The organism is Pseudomonas serboccidentalis, assembly GCF_028830055.1.
Taxonomy (GTDB): Bacteria; Pseudomonadota; Gammaproteobacteria; order Pseudomonadales; family Pseudomonadaceae; genus Aquipseudomonas; species Aquipseudomonas serboccidentalis.
Genome location: NZ_CP101655.1, coordinates 3,337,199 through 3,360,284 on the forward strand (window position 1 = coordinate 3,337,199; position 23,086 = coordinate 3,360,284).

At 58.9% G+C, this 23,086-nt stretch carries 11 protein-coding genes; 3 read left to right on the forward strand and 8 right to left on the reverse strand.

Annotated features, from left to right (window positions below; genetic code table 11):
* Positions 1-4: 4 nt before the first annotated feature.
* From NN484_RS15230 to NN484_RS15250, 5 genes are all read right to left on the reverse strand, one after another.
* Entirely contained in the window at positions 5-4,510 is a 4,506-nt protein-coding gene (locus NN484_RS15230) for a Tc toxin subunit A-related protein (RefSeq protein ID WP_274657421.1), read from the reverse strand.
* Between the two features lie 3 nt (positions 4,511-4,513).
* Positions 4,514-9,196 (reverse strand): Tc toxin subunit A, encoded by a 4,683-nt coding sequence (locus NN484_RS15235; protein ID WP_274657422.1) that lies wholly within the window; start codon positions 9,194-9,196, stop codon positions 4,514-4,516.
* Between the two features lie 211 nt (positions 9,197-9,407).
* Positions 9,408-13,034 (reverse strand): hypothetical protein, encoded by a 3,627-nt coding sequence (locus tag NN484_RS15240; protein WP_274657423.1) that lies wholly within the window; start codon positions 13,032-13,034, stop codon positions 9,408-9,410.
* Positions 13,035-13,831: 797 nt separating this feature from the next.
* Entirely contained in the window at positions 13,832-14,191 is a 360-nt protein-coding gene (locus NN484_RS15245) for a PilZ domain-containing protein (protein ID WP_127648346.1), read from the reverse strand.
* A 228-nt stretch (positions 14,192-14,419) separates the two neighbouring features.
* Positions 14,420-14,806, reverse strand: coding sequence for a tetratricopeptide repeat protein (locus tag NN484_RS15250; RefSeq protein ID WP_215502722.1), 387 nt, complete (start codon positions 14,804-14,806; stop codon positions 14,420-14,422).
* Between the two features lie 172 nt (positions 14,807-14,978).
* Here NN484_RS15250 and pyk point away from each other — a divergent pair, with 172 nt between their 5' ends.
* Together pyk and NN484_RS15260 are read left to right on the forward strand one after the other, a co-directional pair.
* A complete protein-coding gene (pyk, locus tag NN484_RS15255) occupies positions 14,979-16,430 on the forward strand; it encodes a pyruvate kinase (RefSeq protein ID WP_003227610.1) in 1,452 nt (483 codons plus the stop codon).
* A 228-nt stretch (positions 16,431-16,658) separates the two neighbouring features.
* Positions 16,659-17,966 (forward strand): NHL repeat-containing protein, encoded by a 1,308-nt coding sequence (locus NN484_RS15260; RefSeq protein ID WP_274657424.1) that lies wholly within the window; start codon positions 16,659-16,661, stop codon positions 17,964-17,966.
* Between the two features lie 119 nt (positions 17,967-18,085).
* Here the strand turns inward: NN484_RS15260 and NN484_RS15265 are convergent, their stop codons facing one another.
* The 3 genes from NN484_RS15265 to NN484_RS15275 form a co-directional block, all read right to left on the reverse strand.
* Entirely contained in the window at positions 18,086-18,835 is a 750-nt protein-coding gene (locus NN484_RS15265) for an enoyl-CoA hydratase-related protein (protein ID WP_215502929.1), read from the reverse strand.
* Between the two features lie 148 nt (positions 18,836-18,983).
* Complete coding sequence (locus tag NN484_RS15270; protein WP_274657425.1) at positions 18,984-19,919, reverse strand: iron-sulfur-binding ferredoxin reductase; 936 nt, start codon at positions 19,917-19,919, stop codon at positions 18,984-18,986.
* The gene (locus NN484_RS15275) at positions 19,912-21,018 is read right to left on the reverse strand and encodes a GGDEF domain-containing protein (protein ID WP_274657426.1); all 1,107 of its coding nucleotides are present in this window, start codon (positions 21,016-21,018) and stop codon (positions 19,912-19,914) included. The genes NN484_RS15270 and NN484_RS15275 overlap by 8 nt, the downstream gene beginning before the upstream one ends.
* A gap of 519 nt (positions 21,019-21,537) precedes the next feature.
* Here NN484_RS15275 and NN484_RS15280 point away from each other — a divergent pair.
* Positions 21,538-23,061, forward strand: a complete 1,524-nt coding sequence (locus NN484_RS15280; RefSeq protein ID WP_215502931.1) for a fumarate hydratase — start codon at positions 21,538-21,540, stop codon at positions 23,059-23,061.
* Positions 23,062-23,086: the final 25 nt, after the last annotated feature.

Genomic DNA, 23,086 nt, shown 5'->3' on the forward strand with positions numbered 1-23,086 from the left:
CGCATCATCCTTGCACGCCTGGTACGCGTGCCTTGTCGGGCGAATTGTTTTCGGCATTGGATTTGAGCAAGTCTTCAACATCCCTGGCGAAGGACTGCCCACCATCCCGCGCTTGATAAACCAGCGTCAGAATGACGTCTGTCAATGAATCCAGAAGGCGCTCCTGGGAAGGCTGGCCAGACCTGGGAAGGGTCAGTACATATTCGGCATGGGCGCCCGTGCCTTCGAAAGGCAGGTAACGGCCGTCATCCATCCACTGGGCAAGGCCGTTGTCATCCAGCCCCAGAGACAGACCGATCTGTTGGTAAGGGCGCAGGTTCTGCACCAGCGAACCTGGCGGCGCAACGCCGGTCGAAGTGTGCAGGTATTTGACAGCCTCGATATCCGGTTCAAGCAGCGTTGAACTGCTGATTTGCACCAGCGTCGCGCAAATATTCTGGTACGGTCCCAACAGGCCGGGAAACGTCAGGGACAAGCCCTTGACCTGACGGCAGTAGTGCCCCGGGTAGTCTTCATTGAAGAGTTCTTCGCTCAGCTTGATCTGCAGCGTTCCCGATTCTTTGAAGCTCTCCCAGCGGTTCGCATCCAGGTTCTTGAGCGATATCGTTTTCACCAGCTGCAGCCGATGCTCGTCGCGCTTGATACGGGCAGAAGCCATCCTCAACAGATCCAGTTTCAACGATTGACCGGTTGTGAACCCGTGATAGGTATCCATCCACACATCCGGTCGGACAAACCGCGGCTTGTAGTCGGCCATTTCGTACTGCCAGCAGGTTTCGGCACACAGGCACAGTCCGGCAACGACGTCGTAGACCTGGTAGATCAGCGTCTTCACCTGGCCCACGACCCAGTTACTCAGCTCCCGGCCAGTCGTACGATTTTTGTAGAATGCGTACACCGCCCTCGCCTGGTTGTTGGATATTTCGGTCTGTTGCAGGCTGGCCCTGGCGGCGCTGATCGCATGCTCCTGCGCCAGCAGTTGCTCACGCAACACCCTAACCTCGGCATTGGATTGATCGCGGGCAAGCTCCCACTCTTGTTTGCGCCGCCGTTGTTGCTCAATGATGCTGGCCTCCTCGGCTTCGCGCATCATGAGTTCCGCCGTCAGTTGAGCCACCTCGGCAAAAGCGTAAGGAATGGCCGCCAGACGCATGCCGCCATTGGCCACCCCGTAGATATTGGGAAGCAGGTCCAGCGCCGCCCCCGTTGCCCGCAGTGCCCCGGAGCCCGCGGAGACATATCGGGCCTGCCGGTTTTTTTCCAGCACACCATATTCAGCCGCTGAAACTCCTTCCAGGAGCAATAGGTCATAGTGCTGCACCCGGGCCTTGACCATGCTTTCGCTTTGTCTCAACGACGCCGCCGTCGCCTCGAGTTGGGCAATCGTCATCTCGTGGATCGAGCGGGCATAGTCGGCCAGTTCGATCATGTGGCTTTGCTGCAGCTCGTCCAGTTCGCCCCGGTCACGCAACTCCAGCCATGACCGTAGCTGATCCTCCTGCTGAATCAGGAACTCCACACCTTGCAGCGCGAGGTTGTACACGGACTGCCATTTGTAGGGAACCACCTGCACCTGACCACCCGGATTACGCGCGGCACCCAGATTGCCGTTGGCTTGCGCACGCAACAGCGCCAGCGGATCCATCGTTCGCTTGAACAGTGGAATCGACAGTGGCTGACCATCGATCGAACGATTGTTGCGCAAGTTGTTCAATCGCGTGTTGAGCAGCGTCCACAACGCTTTGGGGCGCTCGTTGATCCCGGGCCGGAACACACCGGAACCCAACAGATCGAAACGCGGGGTAGCCTGCATCGCGGTAGGCACTTCATCCAGGCTGAGATCAAGACTGGCTTCAAAAGCCTTGAGCTGATCGCGCCCCCGGATCCTGCTCAACACGTCGCTCAGCTTACTGGGCTTCCAGGTGCTGGCCGTTCGAGTGACCGGTTCTTCACCGATCAGCGTCAGGGCCCGGCTGTAATTGAGCCCCGCACTAACCATGCTGTCGTAATCCAGATGACGATAAAGAACGTCGCCCCACTCGATCAGGTTTTCCACATAACGCAAAAAAATCGCGATCTTGAAGTGAACCGGCGCGCAGTAACCAATCGCGTCCGGATCCGACGGCGCTGCGCTTTCATAGGAGCACTCGATAGTCTCGTTCTGCAGCGGCCGGCAGCGCCAATATGCCGGTGCCTCAATGACCACCGGATCATCGGACTGCGGGTTTTCGGGGGGGGGGATTTCGCGCGCCAACGGGTTGAAGACGTACTCATACCAGGCCTGGGCTTCGTGATGACGGCCCTCCGCCGACAAGCGTGAACCCACCAGATCCGGGGTATGGAAGAACAGTTCCCAGAAGTACAAACCATTGCAGCCATCGAATGGCCCGTTTTCCTCGATCTGTCCGTCGGGCATGAGTGGCTCGTCGACATGCTGGGTGTCCCAGGCCAGCAACGCATCCACCGAGACCGCCGCGCGGCTGGTCAATACGGGGCCGAACGTGGAGTTCACCCGTGAGAACTTGAGTGTCTGATTACTGTTGAAGCTCAGAAACTGCGCGCCCTCAGCGCTGCTCTTGTCGATGGACGGGGTTGGGTATAACCGTGGCCGTTCCGTCAGCAAAACCTCGAACGAGTTGCGCCCATATCCTTTTTTACCCTCGTCCGCCTCACCGAAAGTAAATTCGATTGGATCTCCAATGGGAAAGTTTTCGATATTTGAAGAGGTTTGACGGCGATAGGTCAGCCAAGGGGTTGCGTACTGGCCATCAAGTACGCCGGTCGAGCTCCAGTCCGCCGGGTCAACCACAGTCCGCGCAGCGTATTCAAGCTTGAAGACGACAGGTGCATACAGAATCCTCGGCACTACCTGATTCTGTTCGTTCAATACCGCATCACTCAGGCCGGTGATGGAGAAACCGGCGCCGGCCCGAACCTCGTCCCGGGTTCTTGCCAGCAGAATCACTAACAAATCGTTGCCAAGGGAAGACACGGCTTCTGCCACCCAAATACCGTCGCCGGTCGATGTTTCCTTGAAATCATCGACGGCGAAAGAATGGATGGTTTCCTTGCTTTCCCCTTTCGCCAACTGCACGGCATGGATCTGAGCCGGCTTTTGGCGGGTGGTCAATGTGATCCGCAGTTGCCGCTCGCCGGCCTCGATAATCCTGATGTCAAAGGACGTATCGGTGGTCACCGCGCGCCAACTGATCGACAACCGCTCGAGCATCCGCCCTTCTTCTTTCACTGCATTGCAACGGCCTCGAACTCTGAGCACTTCATAGAATTTGCTATCCGGTGCCCGTTCGCGTGTGTAGATGGCGTCCAGAAACAAATTCGCGTTAATTGACCCCGGCGTCACCACGGAGCTGGTGATGGTGACCGTCGAATACTCCGCAGGTACCACCTTTTGCTGCAGACTGGCAGCATTTGCGAAGCGCCCGAAGGTCATCTCCAGCAAGGTTGCGGTGTCATCGGGCACCTTGCGGAACAACGCATCGCGGGTTTCATGAATTTCTATCTCATGGAACGAGGCCTGCCCATCCAGACCGTGACGGTTGGTATAACAGACCGCCAACCGGTCATCTCGTGGATCGCCATCGCCCAGTGACACAACGGTCAACCGTCCATTGGAAACGTCGTACTCGCTCTCACGCTGATGCAAGGACAGCGGAGCCGACCACTGGCCGTTTAGGGAGCTGAAGGCGACTTTGATCTCCAGTGACCAGGGGGTCTGCACTACGCCGTTGTTATCAATCAGGCGTTCACGCCATTCACACCAGACCATGACCGGCAGGCCCAGCCAGTTCACACAGCGGATATCCACCACGGTGCCAGTGGTGGCGATATCGATCTTCTGCCATTCCCCCCAGGCAGCCGGATTGATTTTTCTGCTGTTGTTATCCAGCTCGACTTTGACACTGCGCAAATAATAGGCAAACGGCGCTGTCCGCTCCTGTCCGATCAGGTAATAACTTGCATCCTGTACGTTCTGCCCATCGATATAGCCGCTGAGTACATCGAGATCACAGAGACGCTGGAAGCTCTGCGTGTACTCCATCAATCCCCTTTGCACCGAATCGGTACTCAGGCGCATCTGATTCAAGCTGTTTTCCAGGGCCCGGAACAATGTGGTTTTTTTCAGGCGAAGTGACGGGACAATGTAGTTTTCCGCCTGATCCTTGAGCAGCACATTGGCCGACCATGTGCTGTAGTGACTCAGAAACTGGTACCAGTACTGCAAGTCTTCGTCGTCAAAATGGCTGCTTTCGTAACCCGGCTCCATACCGCTGTAAACCGACTGGATATGCTGCTGCAAGCAACGCACCGTGGAGGAAGTCAAGGTGGCTTGCAGTTGAGCGCTGTCCTGAGTGTCTAACATCAGATACTGACTCAAGTCCTCGGGGGTGTTCAGGCTGACCGCACCTGACCACAGATTTTGTCCCAGGATGGCCTCCACCATCGCCGCCGTATAACGCTCTATCAGCTCATTGATCTGGAGCGTGTCCATTGCTTATCTCCTTGTCGCGGTATGGTGAGTCGAGCGGCGAGTAACGGGACGCTTGGTCAGCGTGCCTTCGAGTACCAGCGCCTCATTCAGGCGATCACAGAACAGACTTAACTGAAACTGACCGTTGCGAATGTTTGCGATCTGGATCTCCACTTCATAGGGGGCATCGGTGAACTCAAAGCGCGTGGCCAGCGGTGGCGTGAACACCATTCCCAGCTCCCGGGTGGAGTAAGTGGCAGCCCATCCCAGCGCACCCTGGCTACCCTTGAGCTGCGTGGCGTCGATCGGTGAGATTTTCAGACGGTAATGGCTGTTTCTGAACAGCGTGAGCGTCTGGGGACCGGGGATGATGGGTACAGGAGGGAGCTCAACTCCGGACTCAATGGTGATCAGTTCGACTTGCCATTCAAAGGCTTTAAGCACTGTCAGGTTGAATGTCTGAAGCCCTGGATGGAGTGCCAAATCGGCGGTCACGACGAAGTTACCCGCTGTTGCCGACGTGAACGGGTACACCGACCGCCCTTGCGCATCGGTCGCCAGGGTAATTTCCACGGGAGGATTCGAATCGACCCTCCACATCACAGGATAATTACTCACCGGTTTCGCATTCGCGGCGCTCGATTCCTTCACATCCACCCACAACAATGTCGGCCGGGAAGCCCCGACCACCGGGAAGCGAATGACCTCCGAATAGTTCTGGATGACGGCATCACTGGCTACCCACACCATGACTTCAACCCTGGGGTCGGTGCCCAGTTTCGCGAAGACGGTCAATTCGCCCTGCTGCGGATCGGCCACGGAAAAATCAGAGAAGCCGTCTGCGTCGCTGAGTCGCTCGACTTCTGTCGAATCTGCACTGGTCCACCACACCACCTTCTCACCTTCTATCGGGCCATCGTCCAGTCCGACGACCTGACAGCGCACTTGCAGGGCATGCCCGACCATCGCAACCGCAGTGATAGAAGGAATGTCGAGAATCCGCGGTTTATTGGCAAACACGATGGGGCGACTGAACGTGAGACTGTGACTGCCTTCCACGTTGCTGACCGTGATATAGGCGTTCCCCGGGCTCAGGCTGGAGATCCACACACGGCTTACGCCATCCTTGTCGGTGAACGTCTGGCTGGGGCGAATTTCACCCAGCGTCGTGGACCAGGCCACGTGACGGTGAGCGCCCCTGTTGCCGTGATCGTCGATCAGCACGGCGTGCATTTCCTGCTCCCGAAGACGCCCCGCCAGCACCGGATCTCTGGGCGGCAATCCGCTCAACTCGGAATTGAACTTCAGGGTCGCCTCATCACAATCGATCAGCACCGACGGACCATAAATCGGCTCGTGGAGCGGCAACCAGTAGTGAAAATGGGCGGTTCCCTTCCTTGCGCCAGCCTGCAATCGCGCCCACGCGCGTCCTTCGTCATCCGTACGGATGAAAGGGGTGAGCATCGCCCCCAGATCTGTACTGGTTTCAATATCGACCTGTTTGAGCGGGTTACCGTAAAAGTCCCGGAGGGTGATCTCGAACTCCGCAACTTCCTGTGGCAGGTTCGCAATCAGGGTGGCGTTGTCCACCACACAGCGGGTGGTGAAGCTCTGGCCGACTTCCGCCGAATCCTGTGGGGTGGTCGTGGCGTTGAACCGGGCCAGACTTTCCAGAGCGTTTTGCGCTGCGCTCGCGTAAAGCGGCTCAGAATCCAATGGGGACAACGCGCCCAGACTCAACGCTGCGGTGATGTCCATCCCTTGCCGGGCCAGCTCCAGCGTGCGCTCCAGCAAATCGAAATGCGCCAGACTGCGCAAAATGGGCCAGGCCGGGCTGTCGCTGTCTTCAACGTCGAGAGTGATATGTTTGGCGCACTCCAGCACATGCCGGATGCCACAGCCGAAATAAGTCGCCAACTTGTCGGCGGCGGCATCGCGAACCAGACGCAGGCCATCCTCACTCATGTCGTCGGGCAACTGGTTGACCTGACTCAGGTAGTCGAGGATCTTTTCCTCAGGCTGCCGGGCCCGGGAAATAACGCGACGGTAGAGCGCCAGGTAGTACACCGAGCGAATCGAGATCTCGTAGGGGCTTTCGAGACTGAACCATTGATACTGCTCGCCCGTCAGGAGTGTGGCGAGCATCTGTGGGCTCAACGCCAGTTTGTCGGCAATCCGGCCGCGCCGCTCCAGCTCTGTCAGCATTTGCAGGAACGAATCCGGTTGCTCCGGCACCCGCTGCTCCCGTGGCCTTGCAGCGGGTTGCAGCGACATGGCCTCTTTCAAAAAGTCATAAGGGTGGCCCTGGGCCCAGGACAACACCTGCGTCGCCAGCAATGAATCCAGCTTCAGATAAACCGAGATGCCCTCTTCCACCACCACCCGCTGCTCGTCCCGGCAACGCAACACAATCGTGCGGACAAGGGTTTCCAGCGCTTCGCGCCGGTCCGCATCCTCTTGCCCCGGATAGATCGTGCTCACAATGTCCTTGATCTCGGCAGTGGCGCGCTCCAGATACTGATCCTCTGCTTCCTCGGCACTGCCGATCACCAACCCATCGGCGTCCACCAGTGGTTCCAGCACTCTCAGCCACTGGATGAGCTGCTGGTTACTATCACGTAGCGGCGCGCCTGCCTCCAGCAGCGAGGCCTCATCCACCCGCACCGCCTGCACCTGGCTGCGCAATTGCCGCAGCAACTGCTCCTGGGATTCGGTCCAGACCGTCGGCACATAAACCGGATTGATGTTTTGCACCAGCCACAGGGGGGACAAATCGTATTCCCGGCACCAATTGGCACAGGTCATCAACCCGCGTATGGCACTCAGAGCATCCGCACCGTCCGCAGAACCATAACTGGACACCGCCGGCTCGCCTGCCAGTTGTGCCGCCAAGCCCTCCCCTTCGCTCAGAGTTTGCAGCAGGGCTGTCGATTCAATCGGAGTGATTCCAAACAACCGGCCCAGAAATACCAGGCGCCAGAAACTGGACAGAATCTTCAGGCTGCGCCTCAAGTGGGTCTTGAGGCCATAAGCCTCGGCAATCACCATCGCCAGGTAGCGGTAGGTTTCGAAATTGATTTCCAGCGCGCTGCAAATCTGATGCACCGTCTGCTGTTCGAGTTGCGTGCGCGGCATGATCGCAAACTCGACGTCATCGACAAACAACGGGACCTCATACACTTCATCCCGGTTATAGACACGGTCAAAGTGCGACAGCTGCCCATCCTGGCCGTACACCGACAGAACGTCGATGAGCGCTGCGAACTCTTCAGCCTTGCAGTCATGGATCCTATTGAGTTCCTTGAACAGGCCCAGACAACGCAGGGTATTGGGGCGGATCCAGATTAACGCCTCACCGGTGCCGCGACGCTCGGCATGCATCGCAGCCTTCAGCAGTTGATCAACCTGATGACCGGGCAGTTGCAGCATGCGATCCAGGCGGCACTTGCGGTTGATACGGTCCATGCGGTGTTCCAGCGCCGTGTCCCCCTCTCCTACATGGATCATTTCAAACAGGCCACCGATGCGGGCTGGGACCAGATCGATCGCAGGTTCTGCACCGTCATTGATAAACCAGGCGCCGGCGGTTTCCCCCGTCAGGGGTATATCCGGGTCACCCAACACAGGTGCATTGGCCGAGAGCTTGGGTGTAAAGGCCACCCGCCCGAGCAAGCAATCGACCTGACGTTGATCAAGACGCGTCGCATCCCTGAAAATCCAGAGCCTGCGCAAACTGGGGAGGAATCTCGCCAGGTCGCCAAAGTTCTCGAGGTAGAAGTCCCCCGCAGACGCTTGCGGATCCGGATCGACCCGCCGGGTCAGAGGATCGACCCTGCGCAGCGGCGCCCCGGCCATCGTCGCATTCAAGGGAAAGTAAGGGTCTTCCAGCAACAACGACAACTTCAGCGGCCCGATACCGCCACTCAGTTGCATGGCCACATCGGCGCTTGATCCACGAGCGCCGGGGTTCTTGAAATACGGATAGCTCAGGTCGACCCGGCGAATAATATCCCCCAATACCCCATCTTTGAGGGCTGCACCGACGACATGGGAAATACTTTCCCAGTCGTGGTCATAGGGCAGGGAATTATGAAAACGGATCGTGCGCAGATACGCCTTGATGCTCGGCAACTCGAAACCGGGCGTGCTCCGGATCTGCGCTTCGAGTACCGAGTTGACGACTTCCAGTCGTGACTGCACGCGGTTGATCGCCATTTCGTCGATCAGCAATGCATCCACATCGGGGCGCCGTTCATCCAACGGGAGGGTTTGTCCCGGTTCGCCCTGCGGCACGATGTAGTCCCTTACCCATTCGCGCAGTGCCACCATATAGGCAGTGGTCGAAGCACTGTGTTCAGGGCTGCCCGCAGGAGCAGCAGCGTCGACGTCCGGCTGGAACTGCTCTTTGTACGTGGGCAACGGCACCAATGCCTGATCATCGCCTGGAGCCGGCAGAGCACGCAGGCTCTGCTCGCGAAACTGCCTGGCGATATACAACGCCAGGGCTTTGCCACGGGCGATCAGCGCGTGGGACTCCTGGCGACCAAGACCCATTGCCTGCAACCCGATCGGCCCCTGCTTTATCAACTCAAACACGCTGGGATTCTGCGCAATGAACTCATCGAAAGACGAGGGAGTTTCACCGCTTCTTTCTCCGAGTACAGCCTTGACCAATTGATGAACCGGACGGTTGTCGGACGCATTCATTGCGGTAGCCACTCCCAAGCAAAAAATCGTGCCATCGGCCATCAAGTCAATGGTCGGTGTCTGGCGTCAGGTCGATTTAGCGCCTGTTGCAGAAATGGGGCTACTGTCATATCTGACAGGTTGAATGACCGTTGGTCGGAATCTGTTGCCCTTCAACGCAGAAAAAAAAGGCCCTCACAAAGAGGGCCATGCCAGTACACAACTCTGTATGTCAGCCGATATTGCTGACTTTCAGAGATAACGCCGTCGTCCATTGTGAGTAAGCTGCACCCATGTACACCCTTGCGACCATTGAAAAACTTCCCAGCGGCATGGCATCGGTCACAACCTCCCAGTGCCCTTGTCCATCAACAACGCCGCTGCCCCACACTCGGCTGGAATTACCCGATTTGTATAGCCGGACTTCACCTCCCGGCAATGCCGTACCGCGAATCACCGCATGAGGCGAAACATCCGAATTCTGCGGCGGGTAGGTGAACACCGGTTTGTCCAGTTTCTCTTCTACGTTGAAACTGACGACAGACGACAGGACCGATTCTCGACCGTCCATGAACTGCCGGGCCGAGACCTGATGGGCGGCCGTTTGCACCGAAAGTTCAACCTCACAGCGCACCGACCAATTGCCTTGCGCATCCACTCTCGTCGAGGCCAGAACCTGTGAGCTGCCATGTCGGTACACTTTGAGTTCTGCCCCGGGCACACCCTGACCGGCGAACAAAGGCAACCGTTCGAGTGACTGCGAGGCATCGTTCACGGGCTTGAGGATGGTCGGACTTTCAAATGCCTCAGCCACCTGTTTCACGATAAAACCGGGGTGGGGCAACAACCACGCCGAGATAGCGCCATCACGCGACTGCCGTACCGAATAGCGGTAGGTAGTGTTCGCCACCGGTAACTCGATCTGCGAACGCAACGCCCATCGTCCATCACGATCCACCCGCGTCCTGCCCAACTCGGTAGACATCGAATTTTCTTTGACTATGAGCACCTCGGCGCCCGGTTCCCCCGTACCGGAAAACATCGGCCACCGCCCGACCTCCTGGCCCACATGCGGGAAATGTACAACGGGCGCATCAAATCCGGCGGTCTTGCGTTCCACCATGAAGCGCCCGCTCTCAAACCACTCCGAAGGCGTACCGTCCACCGTTTGACGCGCCATCACCCGCATGGCGCCTTCCGGCAAATCCTTGTTGCCCGTCACCGTCCAACGACCAGAGTCATCGGCTATTGTCGCAGGGGCCAGCACGTCGTCGGCGTTGACCCCTGAGGCAACGGTGATGCTCGCCCCGGGCGTGGCCAGGCCACTGAACAGCGGCCGGATCCCGACCCAATCGCCCGCCTGGGGTTCGGTGATTTTCGGGGCGAGTTTGAGCAACAGGAAACTGATGGTGGGCGAATGGCTCGAATCCAGGCCTACACCGGCTGAAGCATGCACACTGATTCCGTCACCGGCCATCATGGCGTGAGTAACTCTCTTCGACCATGTACCTTCGGCCGATACAGTGGTGTTACCCAAATGCAGATAACGATTACGTCTAAAGATACGGATAGTGTCCCCCGGATACCCGAATCCGGAAATGCTCAACAAGGTGCCCAACGCGTCTCCGTTTCGCGGTGTATCGAGCACGGGTATAGCCGGCACCACGGTGATGACTCGTTCGACAGGATCACTGAGGTAGGTCATTTGCCGCGACCTCGCCTCCAGGGTGAAGCCGCCCACCGCCAATGTCACCTTCACCGCCCAGGTGCCATCCTGTTTCACTTCAATGTCTTTTAGAATGGGCTGGCTTTGCCCCTTGATCGACAACTCGACAGTACCGGGATACTTCGCCGAGCCGGAGAACATCGACTCACGCGCCGGCTTGCCGTTTTGTGCAGGCACCGTGATTACAGGTTTGGGGACACGTACCTTCACCGTCCGCTCAATGGTTCGGTCGGATACATTGCTACTGGTTTGAGATTCCTGCTGGATGGCGTAGAGAGTCAAATTGCCCGGTATCTGTTCAACCAGTGTCACCGCCCATTGATTGTCCTGCCCTACCGGTCCGGCCCCTATTGGCTGGTTAGTAACGTTTGAATAAATGACCACCCAGCAGTTCTTGAAGCCTGTGCCTCTGATGACCGGAGAAAGATCTACTTCGGCATTGGCCGCGGTGGTGATCACAGGCTTCGGTGCCTTGACCACGAACGTCCGGCTCGCGGCCGTAGAGGTCTGCCCCCCGAACGCCGCCGTAGCCCTCAGGGTGTACGTGGCCGGCGCCCAGTCTTCGCTGGCGTTGAGGACAAACGAACCGTTTGTTGCCGTCAACGGCACGTCGGGTTTGCCCGGGATCTGCAAGAGGATTGCGGAACCGGGCCACGCGGTGCCGGAAATCTGCGGACGTTGTCCAGTGGGAGTATCCGATGGAGGTTCGGTGAAAACCGGAGCAGGCGAACCGACGCTCATTGACATTACGGCACTGTCGCCGGACCACTGATCGTTCACCCATTGCCGAGCCGTCAGCGCCGTGTAGTTACCCGGCGCAAGGTTGGCATTTGCCGTGGTCTCCCAGTTGAGATTTGACTGCACATTCGCCTGTGGTACCCCTACCAACGCAACACCGTTGTTGTAAATGGTGATTCTGACCGTGCTCGTGCCCCACTGACGTCCCCGACCTTTGAAGGTTGCGCGTTGTCCATTGACCGTAACGCCGACCCCGGTCGGGACAGGTGTCGGGACGTTGACCGACACTTCAACAGCCCAGCCATCGTTATAAATACGCCCGTTACCGCCGTCGGAAACACTTTGTCGACCGCCGAATCGCCGCCCGCCCGGTAACAAATCTGGCGGAAGAACCTTGCTCCAGCGCCCCGAAGAAACTGCCGCGTCAAGATAAGGTGAACTGACACCGCCGAAATGGATGTCCATTCGGGCACCGTCATACCCAGTACCCGACAGGGTGACAGTTTCCCCATTAAGTGCGGAGGTAATCGTGGGTTTGGGTGGCCGCACCAGCAATCGAAGGGGGGCGCGGCGTGATGACGTCACCGACTGATAGACATGACTGGCCGTCACCGTATAGGGCCCCGGAGTCAACGTAATAGAAGCCTCCCATCCCCCTGTAGCAAGAACAATCCCGCTCCCCAACAGCGTGGTTGTGCCGTCCCGGTAGACATTGATCGTCCCGCTCTTGAATGGGCCGGTCACCACCCCGCCAACGGTGATCCGCTGCTCCACTTCCTGGTTGGCAGAATGGGTGGTGAGGGGCGGTGGGCCGAGGAGGCGGAGTTTATGGGGCGGAGACGAATGCAACGTCGTTTTTCCACCGTACACCTGCTGAGAAACAAAGTAGAGTTCCCTGTCCTGCTGCACACCCTCGACAGTGGTCGTCCAATTGCCGTAGTCGTCTACTGGAATATCAATTTTGAACTCCTCGCCCCCCGGATGGTGAAGATGAACACGTGCACCTGGAAACCCACTTCCGCTTATAGTAATTTTTTGTTCAACCACGACCGCATTTTGCGTCGGAGCCGTTATCTGCGGCTCACGCAACACAATAAACCTAAACGTTGATCCATGATATTCAACTTGCCAGTAATCCCCAGTTCCCGCCAAGTAAACTTCGTAACGACCGGTAGCAAGCGAGTTCAATGTCATATTCCACCGATTATTGCTTGGAACAGTTACCCAGCCACTTAATGCAACTCCATCAGAGGCTCGTCGAAGCTGTACCCGAGCGGAATATGCCGCATCCCCAGTCCCCGAAAATACAGGATTACCGGTTGTATAAACGGTGTTATCAGCGGATGGGGACGTCAAAGTCGGTGGATCGGCCACATGAAACCAGCCAGTATCCATCCACCCACTCCACCCATTACTGCTCAAAAAACGATAGTGGATAGCACTTCTGCCCCTGGGCGTTGTACTCGGAGGCGGGATATTAATTTGATTGATATTTCCAAAAAAAGTCGCGTGCTCATACAAATGATTGTTCGCATCGTAAAACTTCAATTCGACTGCGCTCGGCCCGCCCCCGAATGTTTTGGACAGGTACCGAGTACCATAACCAACAACATATCCTTCACCGGGAACAAGGAAGGGCACTTTTGTTAAATTTAACTCCCCTCCCTCTTCAAGTTGATCTGAAGCATCCGAAGACTCAGTCAGCGAGATTGAATACGTGTCTTCGTCCATGATCGGTCGCTCTCTGTGATGGGTTGACGAAAACGATTCAAACTCTAATCAAAACCACTGCCTACCTGTAAAATCTGACAGTCCCGACGAACGGCGTTCCTCCCTCATCGCTTCCCCATGCTTTGAATACCTCAGTCAGCGGTTACACCTCCTCGCTCCTTTGCCTACAGATCCCTCAGAGTCCGCCGGCTTTTGCACTTTGCAAAAGCCCCATAACCTGATCCGCGTCGCTGCCAATCGGCGATCGGGTTTAGTCGTCCGGGCGGGTAGTCCCTATCCCCGCACTCGACGGTGGCTGTGCGCAGGGCGCCCTCGGGCGCGCCGGTAATTCGGATGAGGGAGATAGCCTTGTTGCTGGCGGAGAAGAGGCTGAGCAGTGAACGGGCGATTGCTGCTGCCTAGGCATTAGTGATGGGTTTACTGTACTGCTCGCGAAAGCAATAGCGAGTGCGCCGCAGAGGTCAGGCCGAGGCTGGCAGGGGCTGAAAACTGAAGTACTGACGCAACGCCTCGACCAGTTGCCCGTATTCCGGGGGTGGGCGTTGCAGGCTGAAACCGGCGTCGTAATGCAGCGGGGTTGCGTCTTCATGGCACCACAGGCAGGACGCGGTCAGGTCGATGACCTGCTGGCAGCCGTCGCCAAAGGGGAGTTTGAGACGCAGACTGAAATCCACACCGGTCATCATCGGCAACTGGCTGATCAGCATCAGCCCGTCTTCGGACACATTGCCCAGAAAACCGATGGGTTTGTCGGTGACGCTGTTGAACACCCTGAGGAAGTACGGCAACTGGTGCCGTTCGATTCGTCGGTCGGTAAACATGCGCAGTACGCCATGCAAGGCTCCATCACAGAGCCGCACCTTTGCTTCGGAACACGCCTGTGTCGCAGACGCGCTCTCCCCGCTTCCGGTGGGATGGTCGCCAATCCGCCATCACCTCAACAACGACCAGTCGCAGGTGTTGCCCCGGTCTGAAGTCAGGCTCCAAACCGGATCACTGGACTATAGCTCACCTTGTACAGTCAGCCAGCGTTTGTATGACACCCGGCATCAGAGGCGTTGCGGGCCTGGCACCGCTGCCGCACTGCGCGTCGGGTAATGGCCCAGGCTCTGCAGGGTTTCCAGGCGCGCACGGGCGCGGAAGGCGTATTCGCTATTGGGGTACGAGGCGATGATGAACTGATAGGTCTGCGCCGCGTCGATGTACATCTTTTGCCGTTCCAGGCACTGGCCGCGCATCATCGACACTTCCGGCCACACATACGGCCGGGCCCGGCTGGCGCGTTCGACCTTGGACAGTTCAAGCATCACCTGCTCACAATTGCCGCGATCATAGGCGCTGTAGGCATTGTTCAAATGATGGTTCATCGACCAACGGGTGCAGCCCGTGACGGCAAGGACGCTGAGGGCAAGGGCGGCAATGGGCAACAATCGCATGGGGGTTCTCCTGTCTTGAGCAGTGTATCGACCCATCGTCGGAAATCTTCAGGCGCGTTTGTCCCAAAGTTGCCGCTTTCAATAAAGAAAAGAATAAGTAGTGCAAACGAACAATGACTACACCCCAAGAGCATAGTAGCCTCTGCTAGCGCTTGAACTCAGGAGTCTTTGCATGTCCGTCCGTCGTACCAAAATCGTCGCTACCCTTGGCCCGGCCAGTAACTCGCCGGAAGTTCTCGAACAGCTGATTCTGGCTGGTCTGGACGTCGCCCGTCTGAACTTCTCCCACGGCACCCCCGACGAGCACAAGGCTCGCGCGAAGCTGGTGCGTGACCTGGCGGCCAAGCACGGTCGCTTCGTCGCCCTGCTGGGTGACCTGCAAGGCCCGAAAATCCGTATCGCCAAATTCGCCAACAAGCGCATTGAGCTGAAGATCGGTGACAAGTTCACCTTCTCCACCAGCCATCCGCTGACCGAAGGCAACCAGCAAGTGGTCGGCATCGACTACCCGGATCTGGTCAAGGACTGCGGCGTGGGCGACGAGCTGCTGCTCGACGACGGTCGCGTGGTGATGCGCGTCGAAACCGCCACCGCTACCGAACTGCACTGCGTGGTGACCATCGGCGGCCCGCTGTCCGATCACAAAGGCATCAACCGTCGCGGTGGCGGCCTGACCGCTCCGGCCCTGACTGAAAAAGACAAGGCCGACATCAAGCTCGCTGCGGAAATGGAAGTCGACTACCTCGCCGTGTCCTTCCCGCGTGACGCTGCCGACATGAACTACGCCCGTCAACTGCGTGACGAAGCCGGCGGCACAGCCTGGCTGGTGGCGAAGATCGAACGCGCCGAAGCCGTGGCCGATGACGAAACCCTAGACGGCCTGATCAAGGCGTCCGACGCGGTGATGGTTGCCCGTGGTGACCTCGGTGTGGAAATCGGCGACGCCGAGCTGGTGGGCATTCAGAAGAAAATCATTCTGCACGCACGCCGCCACAACAAGGCTGTGATCGTGGCGACCCAGATGATGGAGTCGATGATCCAGAACCCGATGCCGACCCGCGCCGAAGTGTCCGACGTGGCCAACGCCGTGCTCGACTACACCGACGCCGTGATGCTCTCGGCCGAATCCGCTGCCGGTCTATACCCGCTGGAAGCCGTTCAGGCGATGGCGCGCATCTGCGTCGGCGCTGAAAAGCACCCGACCAGCAAGACCTCCAGCCACCGTATCGGCAAGGAATTCGAGCGCTGCGACGAAAGCATCGCCCTGGCGACCATGTACACCGCCAACCACTTCCCAGGCGTGAAAGCGATCATCGCGCTGACTGAAAGCGGCTACACCCCGCTGATCATGTCGCGTATCCGTTCTTCGGTGCCGATCTATGCCTTCACCCCGCACCGCGAAGCCCAGGCCCGCGCGGCGATGTTCCGTGGCGTGTACACCGTTCCGTTCGACCCGGCGTCGCTGGCACCGAACGAAGTCAGCCAGAAAGCGATCGACGAGCTGGTCAAGCGCGGCGTCGTGGAAAAAGGCGACTGGGTCATCCTGACCAAGGGCGACAGCTACCACACCACCGGTGGCACCAACGGCATGAAAATCCTGCACGTTGGCGATCCACAGGTCTGAGTGATTCGCTGAAAAACAAAAGCCCCGGCATGTGAGTGCCGGGGCTTTTTGCATTCTGATGCCAAGCAAAATCCGAGGAAATCAACTGTCAGACCTGACAGTTGCGCGATCGCCCCAAACACCCTCAACTGGGTTCGCCCAATTCTCATCGACTCAGGCCTGAGCGCTGTGACCTGCCTTTATGGATTTGGAACGGTTGCCCCTCCCATCACTGACTGAGTACGAACAATGAGCACCCCAAAAAACCCGACAGCAGGAACACTTGATCCGACCTTCGGAACTAAAGGCATTATGACCATTGATTACGCCGGTGACGAAGGTGGTGCCATTTACCTGCGGAGCATCACCACAACAGGTTCTGGCCCCGATGAAAAAATCTACTTTTGCGGCGAACGTAGCGATTTCTTTGAGGGAACCCGTTACTTTTCCGGTCGATTGAACCTCGACGGCACACCTGACAAGGCCTTTGGCAGCGACGGCGTGGTCCAGGGATTTTTCCCCGATGCCCGACGCGTTTCAGTGTCATCTCTGGCCATTCAACCCGATGGCAAGCTGGTCATTAGTGCCCACAGCGCAACGCTCGACGACATAGCCTATTTCGCTCGTTTCGATCAATCAGGAAACCTCGACACCCAGTTCGGCAATAACGGATTCACCGTCGTCAAACTGGGGCAACGCTCCAGCCCCCAAAATGCGGAGGCAACGAAACCTGATCGCAGGCCCTTGGCGGAACGTAATAGCGGGAGCCACATGAGCGTGGAGATCCTGCCGGACGGGCGCATTCTGGCAAGCATTTTGGAAGGCTACATCGTTCGGTTGACCTGCCAGGGGCAGTTGGACACTTCGTTCAACCAGACCGGTTATGTCAGGGTTGTACATCCCCAACACCCAAAAGTCCGCCTGCTTTTGCAGGACTTGCTAGTGCAAGACAATAATCACTGCGTCGCCTGCGGCAGTCTGGTGACCGAACCGGTTCAAGCGTTACTCGTACGCTATGACAGTACAGGCAAACCTGACCAGTCGTACGGTTCAAGCGGAAATGGTTTCATCCTCATCAAGGGGCCGACCGACAGTCGCGGACTACGCCTTGAACGCTTGGCCAGACAACCCAATGAACGGCTGCTGGGCATGGGCAACACTCAAGAGTATCCCAACGAAAGCGGGATGTTGACCAGCCGTGAACCGGACGGCAAACCCAGTATCCAGTTCAACGGGGGCGAGCCGCTCTATACGACTCTGGAGGCTGCCAAACGCACCATATGGATGGGCACCGCGATTCAGAAAGACGGAAAAATAGTGGTGGCCGGGGCCTTGGGTGACCGGCCCCGTGATTTCTACGAGCTGGTCATTGCACGCTTTATCAGCGGCAAACCGGATAGCTCCTTTGGTGGCGAACAAGGCTGGATACGTACCAGCTTTTCAGCCAAGGTCGGCGGCTATGCAACCGCCATGACATTGCAAGAAGATGGAAAAATTCTGGCCGCTGCGACGATCATCGACGACGACCATCCGCAAATCCTGCGCTATCTCCCCTGATCTGAAGAGAGGGTGGCTGATCCTGCCTCTTCGTGAGCAGGCTCGCTCCCATAATTGGAATGCATTTCCCTGTAGGAGTGAGCCTGCTCGCGATGAGACCAACCCGGTCAGCGAAGATCTCAATGCCGCTTGATAAACCCGGTCAACGCCGCCAACGCTTCCGGCGAGCGCAACCGCTGGGTGAACAATGCGCCTTCCTCCTCGATCACTTTACGGATCAGCTCGCGGTCCGGCGCCTTCATCAGTTGTTTGCTGATGCGCACCGCTTCCGGCGGCAGCTCATCGAAGCGCAACGCCATTTCCCGCGCCTTGCTCAAGGCGGCTTCGCCACTGCCCAGCGCCTCGCTGGCAATGCCCCACTGCGCCGCCTGTTCACCGGTAAACCCTTCGCCGAGCAACAACAGCTCAGCCGCCTTGGCCTGACCGAGCAAGCGCGGCAGGATCAGGCTGGAGCCGAACTCCGGGCACAGCCCCAGATTGACGAACGGCATGCGCAGCCGGGCATCGCGGGCGACATAAACCAGATCGCAATGCAGCAACAACGTGGTGCCGATGCCCACCGCTGCGCCGGCCACGGCGGCGACTATCGGTTTTCGGCATTCGAGCAGATTGAGCATGAAGTGGAACACCGGGCTGTCGAGGCCGCTCGGCGGTTGCTGGATGAAGTCGGCGATGTCGTTGCCAGCGGTGAAGCATTCGGCGCTGCCGGTGATCAGCACGGCGTTGATCTCAGGATCGTTGTCGGCCTGCTTCAGGGCTTCGGCCAGGTGGCTGTACATCGCACGGGTCAGGGCGTTTTTCTTGTCCGGGCGATTCAGGCGCAGGGTCAACAGGCCGCGTTCGCGTTCCAGCAGGATGGCTTCGGTCATCAGCGTTACTCAGCATTACAGGCCGACAAAGTTCAATTGTGGCGAGCGAGCTTGCTCGCGCTTGAGTGCGCAGCGCTCACACGCTTTTCGGGGCCGCTGCGCAGCCCGGCGGGAGCAAGCTCCCTCGCCACAAAAATAGTTTCAGCGCTCAACCACGGCTCAGAAAGACGTCCGCCAGCAGTTGATTGCGCGGCAATCCGGCCAGGTACAGACGCCGGGCAAAGGCATCGACGCGGGTCGGTGAGCCGCAGACTAAGGCCAGGGTTTGCCGGGAAACAAGGCGCAGTTGCGCCAAAGCGGCGGCTGACTCGGCCGCCGTCCACAGCTCGACGCTGAGGTTTTCGCGCTGCGCGGCAAGCGCCGCAAGGGGTTTGGCCAGATAGTGCTCGCGCGCGTCATGGGCCAGGTGAATGACGCGGATGGCGCCCTGATGATCCTGGCGCAAGGCTTCGCGCAGCACGCCGAACAATGGTCCCAGCCCGGTGCCGGCCGCCAGCAGCCACAGCGGTCGCGTGTGCCAGTCCGGGTCGTAATGCAGCGCGCCGCCACGCAGTTCGCCAAGGCGGATCGGGTCGCCGATCTGCAAGCGCCGTGCTGCATCGCTGAATTCGCCGGGCTGGCGACAGTCGAGGTGGAATTCGAGAAAGCGGTCTTCCTCCGGCAGGCTCGCCAGCGAATACGGCCTGGCGATGTGATTGATCCACAGCACCAGATGTTGCCCGGCACTGTAGCGCAGCGGTCGTTGCGGGGTCAGGCGCAGGCGCAGCACGTTGTCGCTGAGCCAGTCCAGCGCTTCGACCAGCGCCGGCCGACCGTCCGAGACCGGGTCGAAGGTGTGCACCTGCAAGTCTTCAGTCACCTGACACTGACACGCCAGGCGCCAGCCCTGCTGACGCTGCTCGGCACTCAGGGCATCTGGCCGATTGTCCGCAGGCAGGCCGCTCACGCACTGCACCAGACACGCATGGCAACTGCCCGCGCGACAGCTGTAAGGCACCGCGACGCCGTGTTGATTCAGGGCATCGAGCAGGTTGCTGCCCGCTGCCACTGACCATTGTTGTTCACCGACCCGAAGTTCAGGCATCCACATTCTCCCACGCGGCCGCACAGCGATTGCGCCCGTCGCGCTTGGCCCGGTACAGCGCCTGATCGGCACGCTGCAACGCATCGTCCAGATCGTCGTCCAGTTCCAGCAAGGTCATGCCCGCCGAAAGGCTGAGGTCACGCACATTCAGGCCCACCAGTTCGACGTCGGTAAAAGCGATGCGCAAGCGCTCACAACAGGCCGTCAGGCGTTCGGCATCGCAGTCGGGCAGCAACACCACGAATTCCTCGCCACCGTAACGCGCCAGCACGTCGCCGTCACGCAGACAGGCGCCCGCCACCCCGGCGAAGGCCTGCAACACCTGATCGCCGGCAGCATGGCCGTGCAAATCGTTGATGCGTTTGAAGTGATCAAGGTCGATCAGCGCCAGACCATGGACCACGCCGGGGTCCATCGCTTCGAGTTCGCGGGAAGCCAGGCGCAAAAAATGTCGACGGTTGAACAGCCCGGTCAGCTCATCGGTGGCCACCAGGTCTTCGAGCTGGCGCATCATGCCGCGCAGGGTGTCCTGATGCGCCTGCAGGGCGAACCGGCGCTGACGCTGACGCTGTCGCGACACCTGGACAAAACGGGCGTAGATCACCAGCCACGCCAGCACCATCGCCAGAATGCACACCTGCAAGGCGGCCAGCGCCGGATCCGGCAGACGGAAGTAGTAGCCATCCCAGAGGGTGATCGCACAAAAACTGAAGAACACCAGCAGCGCGCAACGAATGAACGCACGCCGGGATAAATGAAACAGGCCGAACAGCAGAATCAGCACGTAGAACACCAGAAACGCGCCGCGGGCCTCCTCCAGATGGGCGACCAGCCAGGTCTGCCAGCCGAGCCCCAGCAGCACTTGCACCTCGGTCAGGCTGGGGTCGGCAAAACGCAGGTTGCGCCCGGACAAGAACAGCGCGAACAACGTGGCCTGACTGATGACCACCAGCGCGCTGCCGATGGCCACACTGTTCAATGATTGCGGGTAATGACCAGTAAAAAACGCCAGCCACAGCAGCAGCAAAGCCAATCCGTAGGTGGCTGCAGCGAGGGCAAAGCGCTTGAGCAGAAGGCGTTGAATGGCGTTATGGGTCAATCGTTGACTCACCGTGCGATAGGAGGCTGACCGAGTGTCCTACTCTACAGACCGGATGCCACTTTAGAGGCGCGGTCGAGAAATGACCACCGATTTTCGGAGCCAAAAATTGACGTCAAATGCATGACCCAATTGCAGGATTGATACCGTCCTCCTGTGGCGAGGGAGCTTGCTCCCGCTCGGCTGTGCAGCAGCCGTAAACCGGTATACGTGGTGGAACTGAAATATTGAGTTGGCTGGATTTGGGCCTGCTGTGCAGGCCTGCGGGAGCAAGCTCCCTCGCCACAGGGGGCCGGCAGTGTTCGGTATGCGACCAACGAATGACTGTCGGCGCGTGTATGCCCTGAAGAGGCGCGGTATACTGCCGCGCCTTTTTAGCGTCGCGCCACAGAGGGACAGCTACGAGCCGCAAGCTTCAAGCGGCAAGCTCAAGCTCAAGCTGTCCGCGTACTGCTTTAACTTGCCGCTCGAAGCTAGAAGCTTGTAGCTGCCCCACCGTTTTTTAGAGGAGCGCGACTCATGACCGTGATCAAGCAAGATGACCTGATTCAGAGCGTTGCCGACGCCCTGCAATTCATTTCCTACTACCACCCCGTGGACTTCATCCAGGCGATGCACGAAGCCTACCTGCGCGAAGAGTCGCCAGCGGCCCGTGACTCGATCGCTCAGATCCTGATCAACTCGCGCATGTGCGCCACCGGCCACCGGCCGATCTGCCAGGACACCGGCATCGTGACCGTGTTCGTGCGCGTGGGCATGGACGTGCGTTGGGATGGCGCGACCATGAGCCTGGACGACATGATCAACGAAGGCGTGCGCCGCGCCTACAACCTGCCGGAAAACGTCCTGCGTGCCTCGATCCTCGCCGACCCGGCGGGCGCTCGTAAAAACACCAAGGACAACACCCCGGCGGTCATCCACTACTCCATCGTCCCGGGCAACACCGTGGAAGTGGACGTGGCGGCCAAGGGCGGCGGCTCCGAGAACAAGTCGAAAATGGCCATGCTCAACCCGTCCGACTCGATCGTTGACTGGGTGCTCAAGACCGTTCCGACCATGGGCGCCGGCTGGTGCCCACCGGGCATGCTGGGCATCGGCATCGGCGGCACCGCCGAGAAAGCCGCAGTGATGGCCAAGGAAGTGTTGATGGAATCCATCGACATCCATGAGCTCAAAGCCCGTGGCCCGCAGAACCGCATCGAAGAGATCCGTCTGGAGCTGTTCGAGAAGGTCAACCAGCTGGGCATCGGCGCCCAGGGCCTCGGTGGCCTGACCACCGTGCTCGACGTGAAGATCATGGACTACCCGACCCACGCCGCCTCCTTGCCGGTGTGCATGATCCCGAACTGCGCCGCCACCCGTCACGCACACTTCGTGCTCGACGGTTCCGGCCCTGCTTCGCTGGAAGCGCCATCGCTGGACGCCTACCCGGAAATCGTCTGGGAAGCCGGCCCGTCGGCCCGTCGCGTCAACCTCGACACCCTGACTCCGGAAGACGTGCAGAGCTGGAAGCCGGGCGAAACCGTCCTGCTCAACGGCAAGATGCTCACCGGTCGCGACGCTGCGCACAAGCGCATGGTCGAGATGCTGAACAGGGGCGAAACCCTGCCGGTGGACCTCAAGGGTCGCTTCATCTACTACGTCGGCCCGGTCGATCCGGTCGGTGACGAAGTGGTAGGTCCGGCTGGCCCGACCACCGCCACGCGGATGGACAAGTTCACCCGTCAGATCCTTGAGCAGACCGGCCTGCTGGGTATGATCGGCAAGTCCGAGCGTGGCCCGACCGCAATCGAAGCGATCAAGGACAACAAGGCCGTGTACCTGATGGCCGTGGGCGGCGCCGCTTACCTGGTGGCCCAGGCCATCAAGAAGTCCAAGGTGTTGGCCTTCGCCGAGCTGGGCATGGAAGCGATCTACGAGTTCGAGGTCAAGGACATGCCGGTCACCGTCGCGGTGGACAGCAACGGTGAGTCGGTACACATCACCGGCCCTGCGATCTGGCAACAGAAGATCGCCGAAAGCCTGGCGGTAGAAGTGCAGTAAGCGTTTCACAGCCGAAAAAAATCAG

Coding starts and splice junctions, on each gene's coding strand:
- NN484_RS15230 (WP_274657421.1), bottom strand. CDS start 4,510: ATGGACACGCTCCAGATCAATGAGCTGATAGAGCGTTATACGGCGGCG.
- NN484_RS15235 (WP_274657422.1), bottom strand. CDS start 9,196: ATGAATGCGTCCGACAACCGTCCGGTTCATCAATTGGTCAAGGCTGTA.
- NN484_RS15240 (WP_274657423.1), bottom strand. CDS start 13,034: ATGGATACTGGCTGGTTTCATGTGGCCGATCCACCGACTTTGACGTCC.
- NN484_RS15245 (WP_127648346.1), bottom strand. CDS start 14,191: ATGTTTACCGACCGACGAATCGAACGGCACCAGTTGCCGTACTTCCTC.
- NN484_RS15250 (WP_215502722.1), bottom strand. CDS start 14,806: ATGCGATTGTTGCCCATTGCCGCCCTTGCCCTCAGCGTCCTTGCCGTC.
- pyk (WP_003227610.1), top strand. CDS start 14,979: ATGTCCGTCCGTCGTACCAAAATCGTCGCTACCCTTGGCCCGGCCAGT.
- NN484_RS15260 (WP_274657424.1), top strand. CDS start 16,659: ATGAGCACCCCAAAAAACCCGACAGCAGGAACACTTGATCCGACCTTC.
- NN484_RS15265 (WP_215502929.1), bottom strand. CDS start 18,835: ATGACCGAAGCCATCCTGCTGGAACGCGAACGCGGCCTGTTGACCCTG.
- NN484_RS15270 (WP_274657425.1), bottom strand. CDS start 19,919: ATGCCTGAACTTCGGGTCGGTGAACAACAATGGTCAGTGGCAGCGGGC.
- NN484_RS15280 (WP_215502931.1), top strand. CDS start 21,538: ATGACCGTGATCAAGCAAGATGACCTGATTCAGAGCGTTGCCGACGCC.